This is a genomic window from Streptomyces venetus (genome assembly GCF_039540295.1).
Lineage (GTDB): Bacteria > Actinomycetota > Actinomycetes > Streptomycetales > Streptomycetaceae > Streptomyces > Streptomyces venetus.
Window position 1 is genome coordinate 235,471 of sequence record NZ_BAABET010000008.1, and the last position, 22,477, is coordinate 257,947.

Annotated in this window: 20 protein-coding genes and 1 pseudogene; 7 read left to right on the forward strand and 14 right to left on the reverse strand. The window is 70.9% G+C overall.

Going from position 1 to position 22,477, the window contains the following annotated elements:
• Positions 1 to 15: 15 nt before the first annotated feature.
• The 5 genes from ABEA82_RS26260 to ABEA82_RS26280 all read right to left on the reverse strand — a co-directional run bounded on the left by ABEA82_RS26260 (position 16) and on the right by ABEA82_RS26280 (position 4,742).
• Positions 16 to 1,179, reverse strand: a complete 1,164-nt coding sequence (locus tag ABEA82_RS26260; RefSeq protein WP_345664130.1) for an NAD(P)/FAD-dependent oxidoreductase — start codon at positions 1,177 to 1,179, stop codon at positions 16 to 18.
• On the reverse strand, positions 1,176 to 1,538 hold the full coding sequence (locus ABEA82_RS26265) for a bifunctional 3-phenylpropionate/cinnamic acid dioxygenase ferredoxin subunit (RefSeq protein ID WP_039934293.1): 363 nt from the start codon (positions 1,536 to 1,538) through the stop codon (positions 1,176 to 1,178). The genes ABEA82_RS26260 and ABEA82_RS26265 overlap by 4 nt, the downstream gene beginning before the upstream one ends.
• A 337-nt stretch (positions 1,539 to 1,875) precedes the next feature.
• Positions 1,876 to 2,511 (reverse strand): MBL fold metallo-hydrolase, encoded by a 636-nt coding sequence (locus ABEA82_RS26270; protein ID WP_345664131.1) that lies wholly within the window; start codon positions 2,509 to 2,511, stop codon positions 1,876 to 1,878.
• Complete coding sequence (locus tag ABEA82_RS26275) at positions 2,511 to 3,596, reverse strand: S-(hydroxymethyl)mycothiol dehydrogenase (protein WP_345664132.1); 1,086 nt, start codon at positions 3,594 to 3,596, stop codon at positions 2,511 to 2,513. Before ABEA82_RS26275 ends, ABEA82_RS26270 begins: the two co-directional genes overlap by 1 nt.
• 234 nt (positions 3,597 to 3,830) lie before the next feature.
• Entirely contained in the window at positions 3,831 to 4,742 is a 912-nt protein-coding gene (locus tag ABEA82_RS26280; protein ID WP_345664133.1) for an EamA family transporter, read from the reverse strand.
• Between the two features lie 68 nt (positions 4,743 to 4,810).
• On the opposite strand from ABEA82_RS26280, the gene ABEA82_RS26285 reads away from it, so the two are divergent.
• The 3 genes from ABEA82_RS26285 (at position 4,811) to ABEA82_RS26295 (ending at position 8,207) form a co-directional block, all read left to right on the forward strand.
• Positions 4,811 to 5,665 carry a LysR family transcriptional regulator gene (locus tag ABEA82_RS26285; protein ID WP_345664134.1) on the forward strand — a complete coding sequence of 285 codons (855 nt, stop codon included), beginning with the start codon at positions 4,811 to 4,813 and terminating at the stop codon, positions 5,663 to 5,665.
• Positions 5,666 to 6,117: 452 nt separating this feature from the next.
• Positions 6,118 to 7,836 carry an aa3-type cytochrome oxidase subunit I gene (gene ctaD / locus ABEA82_RS26290; RefSeq protein WP_345664135.1) on the forward strand — a complete coding sequence of 573 codons (1,719 nt, stop codon included), beginning with the start codon at positions 6,118 to 6,120 and terminating at the stop codon, positions 7,834 to 7,836.
• Positions 7,833 to 8,207, forward strand: coding sequence for a hypothetical protein (locus ABEA82_RS26295; protein WP_345664136.1), 375 nt, complete (start codon positions 7,833 to 7,835; stop codon positions 8,205 to 8,207). Before ctaD ends, ABEA82_RS26295 begins: the two co-directional genes overlap by 4 nt.
• Before the next feature lie 24 nt (positions 8,208 to 8,231).
• Here ABEA82_RS26295 and ABEA82_RS26300 read toward each other — a convergent pair whose 3' ends face one another.
• Both ABEA82_RS26300 and ABEA82_RS26305 read right to left on the reverse strand, forming a co-directional pair.
• Positions 8,232 to 8,774 carry a DUF1360 domain-containing protein gene (locus ABEA82_RS26300; protein ID WP_345664349.1) on the reverse strand — a complete coding sequence of 181 codons (543 nt, stop codon included), beginning with the start codon at positions 8,772 to 8,774 and terminating at the stop codon, positions 8,232 to 8,234.
• Between the two features lie 312 nt (positions 8,775 to 9,086).
• Entirely contained in the window at positions 9,087 to 10,055 is a 969-nt protein-coding gene (locus tag ABEA82_RS26305) for a helix-turn-helix transcriptional regulator (RefSeq protein ID WP_345664137.1), read from the reverse strand.
• 243 nt (positions 10,056 to 10,298) lie between these two features.
• On the opposite strand from ABEA82_RS26305, the gene ABEA82_RS26310 reads away from it, so the two are divergent.
• Positions 10,299 to 11,096: a ribonuclease BN gene (locus ABEA82_RS26310; RefSeq protein WP_345664350.1), complete on the forward strand. Its 798-nt coding sequence runs from the start codon at positions 10,299 to 10,301 to the stop codon at positions 11,094 to 11,096.
• A gap of 44 nt (positions 11,097 to 11,140) precedes the next feature.
• Here the strand turns inward: ABEA82_RS26310 and ABEA82_RS26315 are convergent, their stop codons facing one another.
• Positions 11,141 to 11,569, reverse strand: coding sequence for an MmpS family transport accessory protein (locus tag ABEA82_RS26315; protein ID WP_345664138.1), 429 nt, complete (start codon positions 11,567 to 11,569; stop codon positions 11,141 to 11,143).
• A gap of 168 nt (positions 11,570 to 11,737) precedes the next feature.
• Between ABEA82_RS26315 and ABEA82_RS26320 the strand changes: the two genes are divergently transcribed.
• Both ABEA82_RS26320 and ABEA82_RS26325 read left to right on the forward strand, forming a co-directional pair.
• The gene (locus ABEA82_RS26320; protein ID WP_345664139.1) at positions 11,738 to 12,685 is read left to right on the forward strand and encodes a hypothetical protein; all 948 of its coding nucleotides are present in this window, start codon (positions 11,738 to 11,740) and stop codon (positions 12,683 to 12,685) included.
• Between the two features lie 93 nt (positions 12,686 to 12,778).
• Positions 12,779 to 13,276: a DUF4396 domain-containing protein gene (locus tag ABEA82_RS26325; protein ID WP_345664140.1), complete on the forward strand. Its 498-nt coding sequence runs from the start codon at positions 12,779 to 12,781 to the stop codon at positions 13,274 to 13,276.
• A 3-nt stretch (positions 13,277 to 13,279) separates the two neighbouring features.
• On the opposite strand, the gene ABEA82_RS26330 is transcribed toward ABEA82_RS26325, so the two are convergent.
• The 5 genes and pseudogenes from ABEA82_RS26330 to ABEA82_RS26345 all read right to left on the reverse strand — a co-directional run bounded on the left by ABEA82_RS26330 (position 13,280) and on the right by ABEA82_RS26345 (position 19,315).
• On the reverse strand, positions 13,280 to 14,293 hold the full coding sequence (locus ABEA82_RS26330; RefSeq protein WP_345664141.1) for a MerR family transcriptional regulator: 1,014 nt from the start codon (positions 14,291 to 14,293) through the stop codon (positions 13,280 to 13,282).
• Positions 14,294 to 14,299: 6 nt separating this feature from the next.
• Complete coding sequence (locus tag ABEA82_RS26335; RefSeq protein WP_345664142.1) at positions 14,300 to 14,968, reverse strand: HEAT repeat domain-containing protein; 669 nt, start codon at positions 14,966 to 14,968, stop codon at positions 14,300 to 14,302.
• Positions 14,969 to 15,045: 77 nt separating this feature from the next.
• A complete protein-coding gene (locus ABEA82_RS26340; RefSeq protein ID WP_345664143.1) occupies positions 15,046 to 18,255 on the reverse strand; it encodes a glycosyl hydrolase family 95 catalytic domain-containing protein in 3,210 nt (1,069 codons plus the stop codon).
• A 267-nt stretch (positions 18,256 to 18,522) separates the two neighbouring features.
• Positions 18,523 to 18,735: pseudogene (locus ABEA82_RS38725) on the reverse strand (cation:dicarboxylate symporter family transporter); the annotation flags it as partial.
• Positions 18,707 to 19,315, reverse strand: a complete 609-nt coding sequence (locus ABEA82_RS26345) for a TetR/AcrR family transcriptional regulator (RefSeq protein WP_345664144.1) — start codon at positions 19,313 to 19,315, stop codon at positions 18,707 to 18,709. The pseudogene ABEA82_RS38725 and the gene ABEA82_RS26345, both read right to left, overlap by 29 nt.
• 116 nt (positions 19,316 to 19,431) lie before the next feature.
• Between ABEA82_RS26345 and ABEA82_RS26350 the strand changes: the two genes are divergently transcribed.
• Positions 19,432 to 20,319, forward strand: a complete 888-nt coding sequence (locus tag ABEA82_RS26350; protein WP_345664145.1) for an NAD(P)-dependent oxidoreductase — start codon at positions 19,432 to 19,434, stop codon at positions 20,317 to 20,319.
• 193 nt (positions 20,320 to 20,512) lie between these two features.
• Here ABEA82_RS26350 and ABEA82_RS26355 read toward each other — a convergent pair whose 3' ends face one another.
• The gene (locus tag ABEA82_RS26355) at positions 20,513 to 22,462 is read right to left on the reverse strand and encodes a M15 family metallopeptidase (RefSeq protein ID WP_345664146.1); all 1,950 of its coding nucleotides are present in this window, start codon (positions 22,460 to 22,462) and stop codon (positions 20,513 to 20,515) included.
• Positions 22,463 to 22,477: the final 15 nt, after the last annotated feature.

Below are 22,477 nucleotides of genomic sequence, written 5' to 3' on the forward strand. Positions count from 1 at the left end.
CACCGACGGCCCGTCTCAGGACGCCTTGGCCGCGAGTTGCTTGCGCCAGCGTGTGAACAGCCGTGGCTGGTTCATCCCGAGGACGGCGACCGGGTGTCCGGCACGCCGGTAGACGGCCAGGACGTTGCGGTCGTCCGCGGTGCCTTCCTCGATGGTCACGCTGTCGGCGCGCGCCGCGTTGCCCGCGAACTGGATCTTCACGCCGTACTGGTCGGACCAGAAGTACGGCGGCCGGGGTACACCCGGTTCGGTCTCGCCCCAGGACAGCAGCGCGGCGACGGCCGCATCGGGGCGTTCCCGGGCGCCGGTCCAGTGCTCGACGCGGCGGTGGGTGCCCGCGCGCGGGTCGTACCAGGAGGCGCAGTCGCCGACCGCGACGACCCCGGCGAGGCTGGTACGGCCGTCCGCACCGCACGTGACGCCGTCGTCGAGCTCGACGCCGGAGCCTTGCAGCCACTCCACGCAGGGACGGGCCCCGACCCCCACGACCACGATGTCGGCGGGGATGCTGCGGCCGTCCTCCAGCAGGACGGCGTCGACGCGGGTCTCGCCGCTCAGCCCCTTGACGCCCACCCCGCACAACAGGCGTACCCCGTGGTCCGCGTGGAGGGCGGAGACGATGCTCCCCATGGTCGCGCCGAGCGGTCCGGCCAGGGGCGTGGGAGCCGCCTCGACGACGGTCGCGTCGAGGCCGAGGGCGCGGGCGGTGGAGGCGACCTCGGCACCGATGAAGCCGCCGCCGATCACGACCAGGCGTCCGCCCAGGGCCAGTTCGTCCCGCAGGGCGCGGGCGTCGTCCAGGGTGCGCAGGGTGTGCACACCGGCCAGACCGTCCATGCCGGGCAGGGTCCGGGCGGAGGCTCCGGTGGCGATGACGATGCCGTCGGCCCGCACCTCCCTGCCGTCGGTGAGCCGCACGGCACGGGGCGCGCTGTCGAGCCCGGCGGCGCGGGCTCCGAGGAGCCACTCCGCCCGCAGGTCCTCGTCGTCCGGCTCCAGTGCGAGATCGGCTTCGCCGATCCCACCGGCGAGGAACTCCTTGGACAGGGGCGGCCTGTCGTAGGGGCGATGGATCTCGTCGCCGATGACGACGAGCCGTCCGTCGTATCCCTGCTTGCGCAACGAGCGCGCCGCTGACAGACCCGCCAGCGACGCGCCCACCACGGCCACTGTCCTCACGCGACGCCCCCGGCCAGCCGGGCGGCGATGCAGGGAGGCAGGTTCGGAGCCGACGTGGACAGCCGGACGTAGATCATGCCGTCCTCGACGAAGACCTCGTGCGTGCGCACCGGGAGCTTGGCCGGCGGGGCGTCGACGGCTCCGGTCTTGAGGTTGAACTTCGAGGCGTGCAGCGGGCATTCGACCTCGCATCCCTCCAGCCAGCCGTCGGCGAGCGAGGCGTCCTGGTGGGTGCATGTGTCGTCGATGGCGAAGAGTTCGCCGTCGTCGGTGTGGAACACCGAGACCGGCGGGTCGATGTCGAGCCTGTGGGCCTCGCCTCGGGGCAGATCCACGAGACGGCACGCGGGAATCATCATGACACCTCGGTGCGTATAGCGGAACGGATTGCGGTGAACGCAACGCCAGTTTGGAGGCGCCCGCAAACCCTTGTCAAGGAGTTCAGGGGACACCGGACGCCCCTATTTTGTGTTGCGTCATGCGAAACGTCACTCATCATGAGAAACGCAGGTCAGGGCGGGACGTCCCACAGAACCGGGGGATCGGGAACGTCGGCGCCATATGCTCCAAGCGCCGGACCCCGCCAGACTCAGGCCACCAGCGGGGGCCGACGAGACGGACGGGTTCCGGCCACGGCGGGGCTGTGACGGCCACGGCGGGTTGTGACGCGCGGGGCCGGGCGGGGCGACGCCCGGGTCACCAGCCGCGGGCGGCCCACTCCTCCAGGTGCGGGGCTTCCGCCTCGACGGTCGTCGTGTCGCCGTGTCCGGTGTGGACGACCGTCTGGCCCGGGAGCGTCAGCAGCCGCTCACCGATCGAGGTGATGATGGTGCCGAAGTCGCTGTACGAGCGTCCGGTCGCACCGGGTCCGCCCGCGAACAGCGTGTCGCCGCTGAACAGTGCCCCCAGGTCGGGGGCGTACAGGCACACGGCCCCGGGCGCGTGCCCGGGTGTGTGCAGGACGCGCAGGCCGATGCCCGCCACGACGAGCTCGTCGCCGTCGGTGAGGGGTCCGTCGGGGCGCCGGTTCGGGTGGGTCATCTTCCAGAGCACCTGGTCGTCGGGGTGCAGGAGGACCGGCGCGCCCGTGGCGAGGGCGACGTCCGGTGCCGCGCGCACATGGTCGTCGTGGGCGTGGGTGCACACGACGGCCGAAAGGCGCCGGTCGCCGACGGCCTCCAGGACGGCGTCGGAGTCGTGCGCCGCGTCGATGACGACCACCTCGTCGTCGTCACCGATGATCCAGACGTTGTTGTCCACGTCCCAGGTGCCGCCGTCGAGACTGAAGGTGCCGCTCGTGACGAGGTGTTCGACGCGCGGTGCGCCGGCCATCACAGCACCACCACGGAGCGCAGCACGTCGCCGCCGTGCATCTTCTCGAAGGCCTCCTCCACGTCACCGAGGCCGATGGTCTCGGAGACGAAGGCGTCCAGGTCGAACCGGCCGCCCAGGTACAGGTCGATGAGGGCCGGGAAGTCACGCGAGGGCAGGCAGTCGCCGTACCAGCTGGACTTCAGCGAACCGCCCCGCCCGAAGACGTCGAGCAGCGGCAGCTCCACCTTCATCTCCGGGGTGGGCACCCCGACCAGCACGACCGTGCCCGCCAGGTCCCGGGCGTAGAAGGCCTGGCGGTACGTCTCGGGGCGGCCGACCGCCTCGACGACGACGTCGGCGCCGAACCCTCCGGTCAGTTCGCGCACCGCCTCCACGACGTCGCCCTTCGTCCCGTCGACTGTGTGGGTGGCCCCCATGGCCAGGGCCCGGTCGAGTTTGCGCCGGTCGATGTCGACGGCGATGACCTTGGACGCGCCAGCGAGCCGGGCGCCCGCGACGGCCGCCATGCCGACACCGCCGCAGCCGATGACGGCGACGGAGTCCCCCCGGCCGACGGCGCCGGTGTTCACGGCGGCGCCGAAGCCCGCCATGACACCGCAGCCGAGCAGACCGGCGGCCGTCGCCGGTGCGGCCGGGTCCACCTTGGTGCACTGTCCGGCCGCGACCAGCGTCTTCTCAGCGAAGGCACCGATACCGAGGGCGGGCGAGAGCGGGGTGCCGTCGAGCAGCGTCATCGGCTGCGTCGCGTTGTGGGTGGCGAAGCAGTACCAGGGCTTGCCCTTGCTGCACGCCCGGCACTGGCCGCAGACGGCACGCCAGTTGAGGATGACGAAGTCACCGGGCTCGACGCCGGTGACACCCTCCCCCACCGCCTCGACCCGGCCGGCCGCCTCGTGCCCCAGCAGGAAGGGGAACTCGTCGTTGATCCCGCCCTCGCGGTAGTGGAGGTCGGTGTGGCAGACGCCGCACGCCTCGACCTTGACCAGCGCCTCACCCGGGCCGGGATCGGGGACGACGATCGTCTCGACGGAAACCGGTGCGCCCTTCTTGCGGGCGACGACGGCACGAACCTCGTGAGCCATGAGCTGCTCCTCAGACGGGAAACACGCGCGGGTGCACTGCTTTCGAGAGTTGCCTCATCAGATACACGCACCGCTATACGCAACCGAGCATCGGGGAGGGCCCGCCGCGGGTCAAGAGGCCGGCCGGAACCGGACGGACTCGGCCGGAACCGTCGCCCGGACGTCGAGGCCGGTGGTGCGCAACACGCAGCCGGACGCGCGACGTGAACCACGTTCGTGCCGCGCTCTGGTGCGTCAAGCTCCCGTGCGCCGGCTGTCCCGGGCGAGCATGCCGACGGTGTTGGCGGAGACGACGGCCGCGATGGCCCCCCACTCCGGACCACCCAGCCCCTGCCCGAGTCCGATCCAGCCCACGAGGGCGGCGAGGAGCGGGTTGACGCTCATGAAGAGACCGAACGCCTGCGCGGGCACGCGGCGCAGGGTGAACAGGTCGGCGAGATAGGGGACGGCCGAGGAGAGCACACCGGCGGCGACGGCACAGCCGACGGCGCCGGCGGTCGGAGGATGCCGCAGGACCACGGCGACCCCCACGGGCAGGAACATCACGGCGGACACGAGTGCGGCCGCCGCGGAACCCTGCGCACCGGGTATGCGGCGGCCCACGGTCCGGTTGAGGAGGATGTACGAGGCCCAGCAGCACGCGGCCAGCAGCCCCAGCCCGAGCCCCAGGTAGTCGGTCGAGGGCTGCGGACGCATCAGGGTGACGGCGCCTGCCGCGGCGATCACCGCACACCACGCGTCGACCCGGCGGCGCGCTCCGCCCAGCGCGATGGCCAGCGGGCCCAGGAACTCCAGGGTCACCGCGAGGCCGAGTCCGATCCGGTCGATGGCGGTGTAGAGGGACAGATTCATCGTCCCGAACACCACGGCCAGTCCCAGCACCGGTCGCCACTGCCACCCGGTGAGGCTGCGCAGCCTGGGGCGTGCGACAGCCGTCAGCACGACGGCCGCGACGTACTGACGGACCGTGACGACGCCGACGGGCCCGAGCACGGGGAAGGCGAGGGAGCCGATCGCGGCGCCGGTCTGGTTGGACAGACCACTGCCGACCATGGTGGCCACCCCGGCCAGACGCCCTCGGGGCGGCTCAGGAGACAAGGGCTCGGCGGTACGGCCTGCGGGGACGGCGGTGGCATCGGCTCGCATGTGCCGATCGTGTGGGACGGCGTCGCCTTCACAAAATGCATCTGTGCCACTGTCTATACGCTGGGCTCATGGATCTGGAGCTCCGTCACCTGCGGTGTCTCGTCGCCATCGTGGACGAGGGCACCTTCACCGACGCGGCCATCGCACTCGGCGTCTCCCAGGCCGCCGTCTCCCGGACCCTGGCCTCGCTCGAACGGGCCCTGGGTGTCAGGGTGCTGCGCCGCACCTCGCGGGAGGTGACGCCGACGGCGACCGGGCTGAGGGTGGTCGCACAGGCCAGGCGGGTGCTGGCCGAGGCGGACCACCTGGTCCTTGAGGCCACCTCGGGTCACACGCGTCTGCGCGTCGGCTACGCCTGGTCGGCCGTGGGCCGGCACACGGCCGCCTTCCAGCGCCGCTGGGCGAAGGCACACCCCGGCACGGATCTGCACCTGATCCGGTCCAACTCCGCCAGCGCCGGTCTCGGGGAAGGCGCCTGCGACCTCGCGGTGGTCCGCAGGCCCCTGGACGACAGGCGTTTCGACGCGGCCATCGTGGGCCTGGAGCGGCGCGTGGCCGCCGTCTCCGCCGACGATCCCCTCGCTTCGGACGGCTCCGTCCGGCTGTCCGATCTCGCGGAGCGCACGCTGCTGGTGGACCGCCGGACCGGGACGACCACCCCGGAGCTCTGGCCGCCGGACTCACGTCCGGCCACCGAGGAGACCCACGACGTCGACGACTGGCTCACCGTCATCTCCAGCGGCCGGTGCGTCGGCATGACCGCGGAGTCCACCGCCCACCAGTACCCGAGGCCGGGTGTCGCCTACCTGCCGGTGCTCGACGCCGAGCCGATCGTCGTACGCCTCGCCTGGTGGCGGGACGATCCGCACCCCGCCACGCAGCCCGCCGTCGAACTGCTCACGGCCCTGTACCGCACCGGCTGAACCGCTCGGCCCCGGGTGCGATGCGCGGCGCTCTGCGCATACGAGGGTCTCGGCGCGCCGACGAGGACGACGACGGACCTCCGGCAGCGACGACGGGCCCACGACCTCGGCCGTCTCATGCACGGCCGGCAGCCGCACCGGACGCCGGAACGCCTCCCGGCGCTCGTCGCCCGCATTTCGGCCACCGCTCGCTCACAGGGCCGTACCGGTCCCTCCGGCTGCACCGGTTGCTACCCGCGGCCGACTCGTCCCACTGGAACGGACCAGAGCGGCTTCGACCGGACCGCCCCTCACGGTGAAGCCAGGGCATCGCTCGAACGAACGGATCATTCGACCGTTCGGCCCAGCGGAGGGCGAGGCCACGCCAGGGGACGAATCGTCACGACTAGCTTCCTCCGTGCTGCATCCCGCCTCACCCGTCCCCCGCACCACGGCTGTCGATCGAGGAGCCCATGACGACACACACCGAACCGGTCACTCCCGTCCCGGCGGCCGAGCCCCGGGGCCGGGGCCCAGGCCGAGTGGTCGTCTCCTGGCTGACGACGACGGACCACAAGAAGATCGGGCACCTCTACCTGATCACGTCGTTCGGCTTCTTCCTGATCGCCGGGGCCCTGGCGATGGCGATCCGGGCAGAGCTGGCCCGGCCAGGACTTCAGCTGCTCTCCCACGAGCAGTACAACCAGGCGTTCACCATGCACGGCACGATCATGCTGCTGCTGTTCGCGACACCGACGTTCGCCGGATTCGCCAACGCGGTCATGCCCCTGCAGATCGGTTCGCCGGACGTGGCCTTCCCGCGGCTGAACATGCTGTCCTACTGGCTGTTCCTCTTCGGCGGCCTGATCGTGCTGGCCAGCCTGCTCACCCCGCAGGGAGCCGCCGACTTCGGCTGGACCGCCTACACCCCGCTCAGCGGGGGCGAACGCACCCCCTACGTCGGCGGAGACCTGTGGATCATGGGCCTGGCCCTGTCCGGGTTCGGCACCATCCTCGGCTCCGTCAACTTCATCACCACCATCATCTGCATGCGCGCCCCCGGCATGACCATGTTCCGCATGCCGATCTTCACCTGGAACGTGCTGCTCACCTCGGTGCTGGTGCTGCTGGCGTTCCCGGTCCTCGCGGCGGCCCTGCTCGTGCTGGAGGCCGACCGCCGCTACGGGGCGCAGGTGTTCAACGCGGAGAACGGCGGTGCGATCCTCTGGCAGCACCTGTTCTGGTTCTTCGGGCACCCCGAGGTGTACATCCTGGCGCTGCCGTTCTTCGGTGTGATCACCGAGATCATCCCCGTCTTCGCCCGTAAGCCGATCTTCGGCTACACGGGTCTGATCGGCGCGACGATCGCCATCGGCGGACTGTCGGTGACGGTGTGGGCTCACCACATGTTCGCCACCGGCGCGGTGCTGCTGCCGTTCTTCTCCTTCATGACGTACCTCATCGCCGTACCGACGGGCGTGAAGTTCTTCAACTGGATCGGCACCATGTGGCGGGGCTCCCTGTCGTTCGAACCTCCCATGCTGTGGGCTGTCGGCTTCCTGGTCACGTTCCTCTTCGGTGGCCTGACCGGCGTGATCCTCGGCTCCCCGCCGATGGACTGGCACGTCACCGACTCGTACTTCGTGGTCGCGCACTTCCACTACGTGCTCTTCGGCACGATCGTGTTCGCGATGTTCGGCGGCTTCAGCTTCTGGTGGCCGAAGATGACGGGCATGATGCTCGACCACCGCATCGAGAAGATCCACTTCTGGACACTGTTCGTCGGCTTCCACACCACGTTCCTGGTGCAGCACTGGCTCGGGGCCGAGGGCATGCCCCGCCGTTACGCCGACTACCTCGCCGCGGACGGCTTCACCACGCTCAACACCGTCTCGTCGATCGGCGCGTTCCTGCTGGGCCTGTCCACACTGCCGTTCCTGTACAACGTGTGGAAGACCGCCCAGCAGGGCGAACGGATCCAGGTCGACGACCCCTGGGGGTACGGGCGTTCACTGGAGTGGGCGACCTCGTGCCCGCCCCCGCGGCACAACTTCGTCACCCTGCCGCGCATCCGCTCCGAGTCCCCGGCCTTCGACCTGCACCACCCCGACGTGGCCGCGCTGGACGAGGCCGAGAACACCGGCAAACGCGATGTCGTCGAACCCGAGGGGCACAAGGGCGCACGGCCATGAGGCGTCACAGACCCGGGGCGTCGGCCGTGGAGCCGCACAGCGGTCTGGCCGACGAGGCCGAGGGCTATCTGCTCGCCCACGCCCATCATGGCCAGGCGCGGTGCGAGGCCGAAGACCTCTGCGCGTTGATGCCCTGGCTGACCACAGCACAAGCGGAGGAAGTCGTCGGCCACTACGTCCGGCGGCGCCTCGACGTCACCCGTCAGCTGCTGCTCGCCACGGCCCGGCGGGCCGACGAACTGCGCCAGGAGTACGAGGCCCGTTACAGCGACCTCCGCCGCGCCTTGCTCAGACGTCACGCGGTGGTCGCCTGCGCCCTCCTCCCCTGCGCTGTCGGGGCGGGTACCTTGGCCGGCGTGTTCACCCGCTGACCGGGCAGCGCCGCCGCCGCCCGGTCAGTCGCCGGTCGTCCGCCGCATGAGCACGCCGTACGCCAGTTGCAGGGCGTCGGCGCCGGCCAGGGCGGTGAGCGTGCCCATGGCGGTGCGGGTCGCGCGGGGCCACAGGAGCTGTCCGGCGGTCAGGGCCGAGGCGACCCAGACGCTCATGCAGAACGGGCAGGTGGCGAGTTCGCCGACGGTGTGCCGGCCCGGCTCGGGCTGTGCCTCCTCGTGCAGTTCGGCCGGGCCCTGCGGTCCGACGTACTTGGTGAACGGGGCCCGCAGCGGGCTGGTCACCGATGCCTTGCTGAGCAGCCGGCTGAGCCGGAACGTGGCCACCGAGGTCAGGACGACGTCCCAGGGCTCCGGGCGGTCGGGCAGCGGGCGGCCGTGGCGCCGGACGGCAGTGGTCCAGGCCGCCGTGAACGCCGCGAAGCCCGCCATGGCCCCGAGATAGCCGACGAGCGGCCGGTCGTGCCCTGCCGAGTAGCTGCGTTCGGTGCGCCGGAGGAGCGCGCGCAACTTTCGTGCGGGACCGCTGTCGGCCACTGACGTCATGTCCATGAACAACTCCTGCTCACGTTCCGCTCCCCTGCGCGGCCGGCTCCGATCCCGATCAGCAGTCGCGACGCGCGGGAGCGGGAGGGCCGCAGGTCCCTGGACCCACGCTCCGGGTGAGCCACGAACCGCAGGACCCGGTTCTGTCGCGGCAGGCGGCGTGGCGCTGTGCTCATGCACCGCCGGGTTTCCACCGGCACCGTCGGCAAACGCCGGGATGCGGCGGCAGGCCCTGGTCAGCCGCCCGGCGGGACGGCCGCGCGAACCCGGCCGCCGCTCTCGTCCCCGGAAGATGTCGTGGGCCCGCAGGCCTCAGGACGATGCTCCGTAGCGGTCGGCGATCGCGGAGGCGCGGTGGTGCAATGAGGTGCGCAGCCACTGGGGGGCGAGGGCTTCCGCGTCCGTGGTGAGCTGCCACAGCGCCCATTCGGCGTGCCGCGCATCCTGGAAGGTCACCTCCAGCCGCGACCAGCCGTCCGCGTCGGCTTCCTCGGCGCGGACAGCCAGCGCGGTGCCCACCAGTTCCTCGCGCCGCGCCGGGCTCACCCGTACCAGCACGACGACTTGGTCACCGCCGGTCCGAAAACGGGTGCCGCGTTCCTGCCAGGCCCGGTCCAGATCGACCTGCTCCGGTCGCTGTGCGGGCTCGTCGAGTTCCTCGGCGGCCAGCACCCGGGCCAGCCGATAGGTGCGGTCCGCGCCGGACCTCGTGGCCAGCAAGTAGCCCTGGCCACGGACGGTGACCAGGCCGATCGGGTCGACGGTGCGCCACTTCGGGGCCCGGTCCGCAGCGGCGTAGTGGATGCGCAGCCTGTGTCCGGCGAACACCGCACGGCCTACCTCGGCGACTACGGTGTCCGGCACCTCCTCGGTGACCACGCGGCGCGAGAGGAGGTCGGAGTCCGGGTCGACGAGCAGTCGCCGCGCCGCGTCGACCGCGGTGTCCCGGTAGCTCTCCGGCAACGCGTCGACCACCTTGAGCATGGCCGAGGCGAGCGCGGAGCCGAGGCCGAACACCTGCGCGCCACGCTGTGTTCCGGCGACCAGCAGGGCGAGCGTCTCGTCGTGGTTCAGTCCGGTGAGCTCTGTCCGGAAACCGAGCAGCAACGCGAAGCCGCCATGCCGGCCGCGTTCGGCGTAGACCGGGACGCCGGCCGCGGACAGCGCCTCGATGTCCCGCAGCACGGTGCGGGTGGACACCTCCAGCTCGCGGGCCAGGGTGGCCGCGGACAGTCGACCGCGCCGGCGCAGCAGCACCAGCGAGACGCCCGCCGGACGCACATCAGGGTCCGCCGCCCGGGTGAGGTTCCGACGGCAGGGGTTTCGCTCCTGCGGCGTTTGTGTCGTTTCAAAACGGTCAACGAATTCCGCGACGGGGACGGAGAGCGTACCGGGAGGCGAACGAACGGTGACCGGCACCGCACCGCGGACACCGCAGGCACCGCGGACACCGCGGATGACGACACACGGTGTGGCGGGCCGCCGGCCGGTCACGCCCGTCGCGTGGGTACGAGTCGGCATGCCGTGAACCGGCTGGGGCGTGCGGTGCACCACGGGTGGGAACGCCTGGGCGCGCACACCCTCGTCCGGCAGGGACGCGACCTGGAGCTGCTGCACCGGGCCATGGGGTTCGCCACGCTCGCACTGGTCACGCTGGCGCCGCTGCTGATCGTGGTCGCCGCCGCCGACCCTCTCGAGCGTGGCGGATTCGCGCTTTGGCTGGCCGACGGCATGGGACTGTCCGGGCGGTCCGCTCGTCTGCTCACGGACATCATCAGCCCCCCGCGCAAAGTCATCGGCACGACCAGTGTGCTCGGCGGAGTCGCTCTCGCCGTCTTCGGCATCGCGCTCGGCGGAAGCGTGCAGAACGGCTACGAGCGGACCTGGGGCCTGGCGGCCGGCCCCTGGCACCGGGTCTGGCGTCAAGCGGTGTGGATGGTCGCCATGACCGCGTACCTGTACCAGGAGGCGCAGACACGGAGCCTCGTCTCGGGACCGGAGCGCATCGCGCTGAGCTCGGCCTCCGGTGTGCTGTTCTTCTGGTGGGGGCAGCGCTTCCTGCTGGGCGGGCAGGTCCGCTGGAGCGATCTGCTCCCCGGGGCGGCGGCCACCATGCTGGGCCTGGTCGGCCTGCGCACGTTCTCCCACTTCGTCTTCACGCCCCTCATCGTCACCAACGCGATCAGCTACGGAGCCGTCGGAGTCGTCCTCGTGGTGGAGTCCTGGCTCATCGGTGTCGGGTACGTCGTGTACGGCGGAGCCCTCTTCGGCCACTGGCTCCTCGATCACCATGGCTTCCGACGGCGACGCACCGGGGAGTGACAGGTGTAGTGCACCTCGGTGCCAGCCGACCGGGCAGCTCGGGGTCACCCGGTGACCGGGGACTCCGCGGTGCAGCCGCCGGAGGTCACCAGGCTCTCGGCGCTCTGCTCGTCGAGCACCTTGCCCTTGTAGGTGATCTTGCACGTCACCTGGGCGCCTTCGGGGTCCGCGGCGACGGGCATGACCGCCGCGGGCATGATGCCGCGCAGTGTGACCGTCTTCCTCCAGGGCAGCTCGGGGCTCGACACCGACTCGATCTTCGGCTCCGTGGCCTTGCCACCGCCGCCGTGGAATTCGATCGAGTCGATGTTCTTCCCCGTGACCTCGTAGGTGACGTCGTACGTCTCGTCCACCGCCTTGTCGACCTGGTCGACCGCCTCGGAACAGGAGCTGAGGCCGAGTGTGAGACCGGCGACGGCGAGGGTGCAGGCGGCTGCTCGGACGGTGCGGAGCGCGCGGACAGCGCGGTTCATAGGGATCCCCCCGGATCATGAAAAGGTCTGGTCCGCAGCCAAGCGCAAAAGAGAAGCGATGTCGACCCGGTCGGATTCCGGCCACCGCGGTCCGACCACTACCCCGGGTGCATCAGCCGACGTTCCGCGTCACAGTGGAACCAGGAGACGCATAAGAGGTGGGGCGAAATGAACGCCTTTCCCAAGCCCGTGACAGACGCCATGGCCGATCGGGCCGTGCGTCTGCACCACATGCTGTGGCACTCCGCACGTGACTCGTGGGCGGTCCTGACGCCGGGAGAGCGCGGGGTCTTCCGCGACCACGGCTGGGAGCCGCCACGCCAGTCCCTGTCGGCGCCGGACCCTGTGACCGGCAGACGTTCCGTCGAGTTCGACAACGGCTCGGGCGAGGACTTCCTCTTCATGCACCGGGAGATGATCGGCACGGTCGACGAGATGCTCGCCGATCTGGGCGACCCGCGGCATCCTCGCGTGGAGGGGTGGCCGACCGTTCCGTCTCCGCAGGACACCGAACACCCGGTCCCACCTCCCTTCGACATCCCGGGTGACACCGCGACCACCAACGCCATCGGGAACGCCAAGACCCAGGCCGCGTTCGACCGGATCCGGGACTGGGAGGCCCTGTTCATGAACCCGGCGGAACTGCGTCAGATGACTCTCCGCCGCCTCGGCGCCCGCATCGAGTTCGGCATCCACAACCAGCTGCATCTGCGCTGGGCGGCCGAAATGCCCTCCTACCGGCAGGGCGGGGCCGATTTCAGCGTCGACCCCCGGTGGGACGACTCCGCTTACGACTGGCTCGCCGACACCTACTCCGCCCATGTGAACCCGATCTTCTGGAAGCTCCACGGCTGGGTGGACGCCCGGATCGACGACTGGATGGCCGCCAACGAGCTGACAGGGCCGGTGCCGTGGAGCTTCGCCCCACCGTGGAGCGGCCCCACGGGCGAGCACCACCATCACCCCGTGATGCGACTCGCCCTGCGCGCCCAGCCGGGTAACGCCGAGGGCGAGGCACTGCGGTCGCGCCTCGACCGGATGGAAACCACGGTCGAGGACCTGAAGCAGGCCGGCGTCACCGAACCTGTTCGCTTCGCCGTCCATGAGGACATCTGACGTCCACCCCTGACACGGTACCCCCTGGGGGTATACAGTCCTTGACTGTGAGGCTCACCGACGGGTCTCACTCGACGGGATTGGGGACGGGCCATGGACCAGAGCGCGCGGCACGCCGGCACCATGCACGACCACGCGGACCACGACGGGCACACCGGAGCGACCTGGGGGACGGCGGTCAAGGCGACACTGCACTGCCTGATCGGCTGCGCCATCGGCGAGATCCTGGGCATGGTCGTCGGCACGGCCCTGGGGTGGGGCAACGTGCCCACCATGATCCTTGCGATCGCACTCGCGTTCCTCTTCGGCTACTCCTTCACTCTGTTCGCCGTCCGCCGTGCCGGCCTGGACTTCAGGACGGCGATCAAGGTCGCGCTCGCCGCCGACAGCGTCTCCATCGCCGTGATGGAGATCGTCGACAACGGCATCGTCGCCCTCACGCCCGGCGCGATGGACGCCCAGTTGTCCGACGGGCTGTTCTGGTCCGCACTGCTGGGCGGCTTCGCGGTCGCTTTCGTGATCACCACGCCGGTCAACAAGTGGATGATCGGCCGCGGCAAGGGCCATGCGGTGGTTCACGCCCACCACTGACCGTCAATCCCGGCGGACCCCGTCGCGCAGCCGAAGCAGGTACGCCGCGGTCAGCGCGACGGCGCGGTCCTCGTCATGCGACAGCTCCACGAGGGCATGTGACGCCTTGGGCCCAGGGATGCCCGCCAACGCCTGGGTCAGCCGTCCGCGTGCGGGCGCTTCGGTGGTGCCGCCGGCGAGGCGTTCGACGAGCCCGGTCGCGATCCGGTCAGCCAGCATGGCGTCGCTCGACAGCACGCTCAACGCGTCCGCCGCGTCGGTGTCGTTCCTTCCCTGCACGATCATGTCCAGGAGCGTCGGGACGGCGTCGGCCACACCACGTGTCCCGAGCGCCAGAGCCGCGTACCCGCGAACCACGGCGTCGGGGTGCGCGAGGGCGTCCCGCAGCCGCGCGGTGGCCTCGGCGCCGGGCATCTCGACGAGGGACCGGACGGCACGTTCGCGCACGGCGGCCACCGGTGAGCCGAGGCCCTCCGCCAGGAGCGCCGGGCCGCCCTCGCCCGAACGCGCCAAGGCCCAGCGAAGAGCCCCGGCGACATTCGCGTCCGTCTCGCTCAGTGCCGCCTCGACCAGGGCCTCCACCGGCACCGGAACCTCTTCGCCCGACGAGAGCGCCGCGCGCTGGCGCGCGTCGGCGCTCTTGGAACCCAGGGCCTGGAGGAGTGCGACGACCTTGAGGACGTTCTCCCAGTCGGCGGGCTCCGCGGCATGGATCCGGCGCAGCCGCGTGAGCAACTCGGTCTCCGCCGCGATGCGTTCGCGCGTCTGACGGATGAGATCGTCGACGAGCGCCGAGGGCGTGAAACCGGGCTCGTGCAGGGCACGCCCGATCTCACGCAGCGACAACCCCAGCGACCGCAGGCTCTCGATATGGAAGACCCGCTGGATGTCCTCCATGGAGTACTCCCGGTAGCCGGAGCCGGTACGCCCCGAAGGACGCACCAGCCCGAGCGACTCGTAATGCCGGAGCATGCGGGCACTGACCCCGGACCGTCGCGCCACCTCACCGATCAACACGCCCCATCATCCCTCCTGGCCCGACCCGCCCAGGGCCACGACGCGTTTCGCCTCCTCGATCGCGAACTCGAACCCGGTGTCCGGGTCGCGCAGCAGCCGTTGCGTGGCGAGCGCGTGCGCACGCACGGACGGGTCGGAGACCTTCGTCGCGGCAAGCAGAGCCGGCACGATCACCTCCCCCAGCTCGACCAGCGCCCGGCTGAGACTCAGCTGCGTCTCCCGCCCACCGCGACCGAGCTGCGTCACCAGCACGTCCACCAGAGCGGATTCCTCACCGTCCGGCACGAGCACGACCGCGGTCCGCCACGCGGTCCGCGCCACGTGGTCGTCGGCGTCGGACAGCAGCGCGCGTGTGATCACCGGCCAGGCCCGGCGGTCCCCGATCTTCGACAGCGTGTGCAGCGCCTGGCTCCGTGCCCGCGCGTTGTCCGAGCCGACTTCGCGGAGCAGCGCCGGGAGTGTCAGGGACACCGGGTGGCGGGTGAGCGCCCAGGTCAGCATGTCGCGGACGAAGAACTCGGGCTCGATCGCGCACCGCTCGACGAGCTTGCCGACGAACCGCGGATCCGGCGTCGTCCCGACCGTCAGAGCGGCCCGCAGCCGCACCGACGACCTCTCGTCCTCCAACCCCTGGAGCGCTCGTGCCGCATCCGTTCCCTGCCTCGTGGTCGTCATCGAGACCACCTCCTCGGCGAGCAGTGAAGGCCTTGTCACCGTGTCAAGGTCAAACAGAGCCCGCGGTGTGGCTGCCGTCAGGGCCTCGCCGGCTTCACCTTCTTGTCGACGCCGTTCACCCGCACGGTGACCTTCCTCCGGTTCCGCGCCCGGTCGGCGACGACTCTGTACGAGGTGACCTTGCCGTCCCGCCACGTGCAGCTGACCTCGTAACCGCCGCGGGCACGCAGTCCGGTGAAGGAGCCCGTGGCCTTCCAATCGTCCGGCAGCGCTGGCAGCAGCTGGATGACGCCGTCGTGACTCTGCAGGAGCATCTCCGCGACGGCACCCGAGATGCCGAAGTTGCCGTCCATCTGGAAGGGCGGGTGGTTGCAGAACAGGTTGGGCAGTGTGTTGTAGGTCAGCAGTCCGCGCAGCATGATCTGGGCGCGGTGCCCGTCTCCGAGGCGGGCGAAGAGGGCCGCGCGCCAGGGCCAGGTCCAGGAGCGGCGGCTGTCGCCCGACACCGTCGCCGCCGTGAAGGGAACGCCCTCCTTCTCCCCGCACCGGGCCTTGAGCGAGACGAGGGCGGCGGCCGTGAACTCGGGGGTTGCCGGGGTGATCTGACGGCCCGGGTAGACCGCGAAGAGGTGCGAGGTGTGGCGGTGGATGTCGGTGGGACTGTCGATGTCTTCCTGCCACTCCTGCAACTGGCCCCACTTGCCTACCTTGTTCGGTGCGAGGCGTGCCTGCATGTCCGCGACCTTGGCACGGTAGGCGGGGTCGGCCTTGAGCTCCGACTCGCAGTCGAGGTAGTTCTGGAAGAGGTCCCAGATGATCTGCTGGTCGTACATGACGCCGTCCTCGCGCGGCCCGTGCTCGGGGGACCAGCCGTTCGGCGCGACGAGGAGTCCGTCCTCGCGCTCCTTGAGATGGTCTTCCCAGAACTCGCAGATCTCCTTGATCATCGGATACGCGACGGCCCGGAGGTAGTCCAGATCCTGAGTGAACGCCCAGTGTTCGTAGAGGTGTTGTGCGTACCAGGCGCTCGCGACGGTGTTCCACTCCCACGCGTTGCCGCCGAAGACGCTCTGGCTGGTGCGGGCGGTCCAGCCGCGCGTGTCCTTGCCGAAGGCGTTGCGGGTCGCCACGCGGCTGGGCACCGCCACCTGCTCGATGAACCGGACGAGCGCCTCGTGGCACTCCGGCAGGTTCGTCGTCTCGGCGCCCCAGTAGTTCATCTGGACATTGATGTTGGTGTGGTAGTCGGAGGCCCACGGCGGCTGGTTGCTGTCGTTCCAGAGGCCCTGGAGGTTGGCGGGCAGGCCGCTGGGGCGCGAGGAACTGATCAGCAGGTACCGGCCGTAGTCGAACATCGTCTGTTCGAGCGTCGGGTCCTGACCGCCGGCCGCGTAGCGCGCCAGCCGGGCGTCGGTGGGCGTCGCGACGACCGCGTCGTCGGAGGTGCCCCAGGAGACCGAGACACGGTTCATCAGGGCGCGCGTCTCGGCGGTGTGCTCGTCGCGCAGTCGGCCGTAGGGCCGGGCGGCCGCCTTGCGGAGCGTCCTGGCGACCGTCGGTCCCGGATCGGCTCCGCGCCATCCGGCGGCGGCGTCGAGTTCGTAGTCGGTGCGCGCGTCGAGGAACAGGGTCAGGGTCGTGCAGCCGCTGAAGCGGAGCACCGAACCGTCGGCGCGGAGGTCGCCGTCGGTGTGCACGGCCTGGACGGTGCACGCGTGTCTGAGGCCGTTGCCCATGACACCGCTGAAGGAGATCCGTCCGACGTCGGCGTCGACGGTCGTCGGGGCCTTGTCCTGTGCGGACGCGAGCGATACCGCTCCGGAGAGTCCCCTGGCACGCTCCGACGTGTACCGGAAGACCATGACGTCCGCGGACCGGCCGGCGAAGGCCTCGCGCAGGACGCGCCGTCCCGGTGCGCCGAAACGGGTGACGTGCACGCCGTTCACGAAGTCGAGGGAGCGGCGGTAGTCGACGACCGTGCGCTGCGTGCGCGAGTCGAAGCCCTTGCCTTCCAGCGCGATCTCCGCGATCTGGAGGCCTGTTGAGGAGGCGCCGGGGGTCAGTGTCAGCCGGTAGGCGCGGTAGGCCGTGCTGTCGCCGATCCGGAAGGCCCGCCTTTCGCCGCGATCGGCGAAGGGTGCTTCGGGTTTCCGCGTGTCGAGGGTCGTCCAGGTCAGCCCGTCCTGCGACCCCTCGAGCCGCCATCGCCGGGGATCGTCCTGCGGACGGTCCGGGGCCGCCGTCAGCGCGTACGACGTGACGGCCACCGGGCGGGGCAGCTCCGCCTGCCAGACGACCGCCGGTGCGGCCGCGTCGACCCGCCAGACCGTCGCCGGATCGCCGTCGGCCGAAGACGAGATGTCCGTGGCCCGGCGCCCGGTGCCGGCACCCGCCCCCTTGGCATGGCCGCTCGGCGACGACAGGTACATCGCGCCTCCCGCGCCGAGGTCGACGCCGGACAGACCGATCTCGCTGACCTGGAAGTGGCTGACGCCCGCCTTGGGGACGAAGTCGAACCGGTAGAAGCGGTGGGCCGCGGTGTCGGCGCAGGTGAACTCCTTCGTCTGGAAGCGGTTCTCGAAGGGCGCTTCCAGAGTGCGGCTGTCCAGCGTGGTCCAGGTGGCGCCGTCGGCGGACCCGGAGAGGGTCCACTCCTGCGGATCGCGCTGCGGCACGTCGTTGGCGCTCGTCAGACGATAGGACGCCACCGCGACGGGCTCCGGGAGCTCAACCTGCCACCGCACTTTGGCGCCGGGCCGCTCGATGCACCACTTGGTGCTCGAGTCGCCGTCGTACGTCTTGTCGACCCCTTCCGACGAGGAACTGCTGTACGGTCCGCCCGGAGCCGTGACCTTCGGCCTCGCGCGGGGAGCGAAGGTGACGACGAGGTCACCGAAGTTCCGGTACGAGCCGAAGCCGGTCATGCCGGTGTCGAAATCGCTGTCCGGCTTGCCCGCGAGGGCGTTGTCATAGTTGTTGACACCGCCCCACAGACTCTGTTCGTTGAACTGGACGCGCTCCTCGTAGGGGTCGGCGAAGAGCATGGCGCCGAGTCGGCCGTTGCCGATCGGCAGGGCCTGCGACTGCCAGTCCTCGGCGGGCAGGGAGTAGGTCAGCGCCTCGCGTGACAGGGTCGGCCAGTGGAAGCCCGCCGGGGCGGCGGTCCCCGCGGCGGCGGCCCGTGCCGCGGGAGTTCCGCCGGCCGGCTGAGTGATCAGAGGTGCGAAGGCGAGGCCGCCGCCGAACTTGAGAACGCCTCGTCGCCGCGGTTGGGATTCATTGATCACCGTGAGATCTCCCGCCCCATTCATCGGCTCTTTCACAGAGGGAGTGACAGCCAACTCGACGCGTGCCGAGGGCGCGAACATCGTCGCGGCAGAAGAGATCGGATGTCTAGAGGCGTGCGCCACCGGGGCTCGGGTGGCCCTCAGTCCGCCCGGGCCGCTTTGGCCTTCAGCGCGGGAGTGACGAGGGATGTCTTCCGCGCCTGCTGGGTGTCCAGGGCTCCTTCCCAGCGGGCGACGACGACTGCGGCCACGCGGTTCCTGCTCACCGGCCAGGTGCGCGGTGACGCCGAAGACGGCGAGCGGAGCGAGGCGCATGACGAAGCCGACGACCGCGAAGACGACCTCCTGGGCCTGCTCGACGGCCGGCAGTACGGCGGGCACCTTGGTGTGGCCGAGGTGGGGCCGCGCCGCGCCCACCAGGCAAGTCAGGACGAGGACTTGAAGGAAATAGTCACGCTTCGTTGCGCACCGCGGCGTCAAGGAGGGGCCCGAGCTCGCGGGCCACGGCCGTCAGGGCGCGGACGTCCCGCTCGGCACGGGTGATGAGGATGGCGCCTTCCAGGGAACTGATCATGAGGGTGGCGAGCGCGCCGGACCGCTCCTCGGGCACCCCCATCTCCGTCAGGGCCCGGCCCACCGGTTGCGTCCAGGCGGCGAACGCGGCGGCCGCCGCCTCGCGTGTGGCCGGGGTGGACTCCGCGCAGTCCACCGTGGCCGCCGCCACCGGGCAGCCACCCGCGAACCCGGTCGTCCGGTACTCGTCGGTCCACTGGCGCACCATCTCGGCGAACAGCCCGCTGGGCGTCGGCTCGGCCAGCGCGGCGAGGAAACGAGCGACACGGCCTGCCGCATACCGGCCGGCCCAACCCACCGCCTCGTTGACCAGTTGCTCCTTGCCCCCGGGGAAGTAGTGCTGAAGGGAGCCCCGCGGCGCCCCCGCGTGCGCGGCGACCTCACGCATGCCGGTGGCGGCGACCCCGTCACGCCGGATGAGCTGGGCCGCGCTGAAGACCATCCGCTCGCGCGGCCCCCGTTCGGCCGCTGCCCCTGTCGCCTTCATTTTCGACCTCCACGACCGCGAACACTCGGGCCACACCCTATGACCGCCGTCATAGCGGCAGCTACTATGACCGCTGTCATAACCATGTCGGCGCGAGCCGGGGAAGGCAGTGGAGCATGGACGTCGGTTTCGTCGGCCTCGGGGTCATGGGACAGCCCATGGCTCTCAACCTCGCACGGACCGGGACGCCTCTCGTCGTGTGGAACCGCACCCCCGGCCGGTGCGAACCTCTGCGTGCCGCCGGTGCCGAGGTCGCCGCGAGCCCGGCCGAGGTCTTCGACCGGGCCGGCACGGTGATCCTCATGCTCGCCGACGAGGCCGCCATGGACGCTGTGCTGGGGCGCGGCACAGCGGACTTCGCCGCGCGAGTCGCCGGACACACCGTCGTCCACATGGGCACGACCTCGGCCGAATACTCCGCCGGTCTGCAGGACGACATCCGGGCCGCGGGCGGCGGCTACGTCGAGGCCCCGGTCTCCGGCTCCCGCGTACCCGCCGAGCGCGGCGAACTCGTGGGCATGCTGGCGGGTGACAGCGAGGCGGCGGCCGCCGTGCGCCCGCTGCTCGCCCCCATGTGCCACGAGGTGTTCGACTGCGGCGCCGTCCCGGGCGCCCTTCTGATGAAGTTCTCGGTGAACCTCTTCCTGATCACGATGGTCACCGGCCTGACCGAGGCCTTCCACTTCGCTGACCGGCAGGGACTCGACCGGAGCCTGCTCCGGGGCGTCCTGGACGCGGGCCCGATGGCCAGCGATGTCTCCCGCGTCAAGGCATCGAAACTGCTGGCCCAGGACTTCACCGTCCAGGCGGCCGCTGCGGACGTGCTGAAGAACAACCGGCTGATCGCCGAGGCGGCGCGCAAGGCCGGGGTCGCCTCCCCGCTCCTCGACCTGTGTCAGGCCCTGTACGGCGAAACCGTCGATCGGGGCCACGGCGCCGAGGACATGACGGCCGTGCTGCGAGCCCTGGAGGGACGAACCGACGGCGCTCCCCTCCCCGGCTGATCGCCACCACCCCGCCCCGACCGTCTCCACGATCACCCGACCGTAGGACGCCGCCTGTTCCCACACCGAAGGCCTCGCCTGGCCGCCAAGAACCTGCACGGCGCCGCCGCCGCGCTGTGACGCACCCGTCCGCGTGAGCCGTTCCCCCACCGGCGAGTGGGGAAACGGCCGGCCGGGACGCCGCGGGAGCGGATCAGGGGGCGATCACACGCACCGTGTCCGGGGGGAGCTTTTCCGCGGCCCGGTGGACGAAGAACGCGTTCGCGCGCTGGTCAAGGCCCGGTCTGTCACCGATCCAGCGGAGCTCGCGGTGGCGTGCGAAGGCCTTCGTGTAGTCCAGCCACTGGTCTCGGGTCGGCTCCGCCTTCGTATGGTTCCTGCGCTGCCAGAAGATGCGGGTCGAGGCGAACTCCGTGGCGTTGCCGATGCCGGGGTTGGGCAGGCCTCCGGTCAGCGCGCGCAGTGCCAGTCGCTTGGCCGACTCGGGCTTGATGCCGCTCCAGGGCACCGCCTGCGTCTTGAGATGCCGGCCGAGTTGTCCGCGTGGGACGGTCGTCCCCTTGTAGTGGCCGCCCGTGGGCACGAAATCACGGTCGTGCATATGGGCCTCGGCCGACTTCGGGTTCCGGAGCACGGGCTGGAGCGTGGTGGAGTACGCGCGGACGAAAGAGGTGAACGTCGGGTATTCCCGGTGTTTGTGCGCGAAGAGCGCGTAGCGGTTCAGCATGGCCCACATCACGGCGGCGTTCTCGGCGTCATCGGTGCCACCGGCCTCCAGTGACACCAGCTTGGCAGCCCAGAACACGTCGTCGCGGGTGAAGGTGTACGAGAAACGCCGCCCGCCCGGCAGGTCGGCCACGAGCGACCCGAACGGTCCGGTGGGGAGGTTGGTGTCGGTCTGCTCAGTGGTGAGGTGCCACTGCGGGTCCTCCGTCCGCACCGATTCGGGTTGTCCCCACACGGTCTGCTCCCACTCGAGGTACGGATCCTCACCCGGAGCGGCTTCGGCAGCCCACTGGTCCTCCTCACCCTCCACTTCCTCCTGCCATTCCGTCGGTTCCTGTCCCTCCTCCGGTTCCGCCGCCTCCGGGGTGCCTTCGGGCCCCCAGCGCGCGTCGAGATCCTCGCCTGCGCCCTCCCCGTACCCCCCGTACCCGTACTCCTCGTACTCCTCGTACTCCTCGTACTCCTCGTACTCCTCCGGCTCAGCGGCCTCTGACGGCTCGGTGGATTCCTCCCATCCAGTCGGGCCGGCGAAGGTCCAGCGGTCGTACTCCACCGCCTCGGCTTCTCGGCGGGGCGCGCCGCCGGGCCGGTACTCCCAGTGCCAGGGCTCACGCTCGTACGGGGCGAACCCGTAGGAGCCGGCGTTGGCCTGCAACCACTGGAAGAACCAGGTGCGCCGCCATCGCTGTACGGCTTCGGGCCGGGTGCTGTTCCGGATCGGGTGCGCCGGGTCGCGTTCCTGGAGGAGATCGATCGCGATGCCGTTCTGGTGGTTGCTGTAACCGGGCGCGGCGATCCGGGAGGGGATCCGGAAGACCTCGATCATGTGCCGTACGGCCGCCTCCCCGTGTGGGCCGCCGGGCAGCCCGCTGCGGGCAGCGGCCGTCTCGTCGTAGTAGCGCCCGAAGTACGTACGCCACAGCCGCTCCTGGTGGTCGCTGCCGCGGTAGCCACTGGCCACGGTGATACGCCGGGTTCTCCCGGCGTCCTCGTCGCCGCGGCCGCGGGCGGCGGCGAGCGCCTGATTGGCGGCGGCGAGCAGGCGGCCGGCCGCGGCAGCCGCGTCGGCCCTCATGTCGATGTTCGTGCCGGGGATCACTGCGCGTTCGCCCGGCTCGAGGTCTCGTCCCGGCCGGCCCTTCCGTGACCGGCTGCGGGCCATGTGAGCGGCGAGCACCCGTCGGAGGAAGTCCTCCTGCGGCGGCGTCCCGGTCCAGGTCTCCCCCGTGCGGAGGTCGACTGGCCCCGCGCCGGGCGACTCCGCCAGCGCGAGGATCTCGTGCGGTGCGCGCAGAGGGCCCACGACGGGGTACGACCAGTGCCCGATCTCGGTGGCCGGCTCGTCGAGAGCGGCTGCCGCCGGCCCGCTGCCGGGCCGGTCCGACAGTGGGACCGATTCCCAGGAGGCGTGGTTCATCGGGTGGCTCCTTGT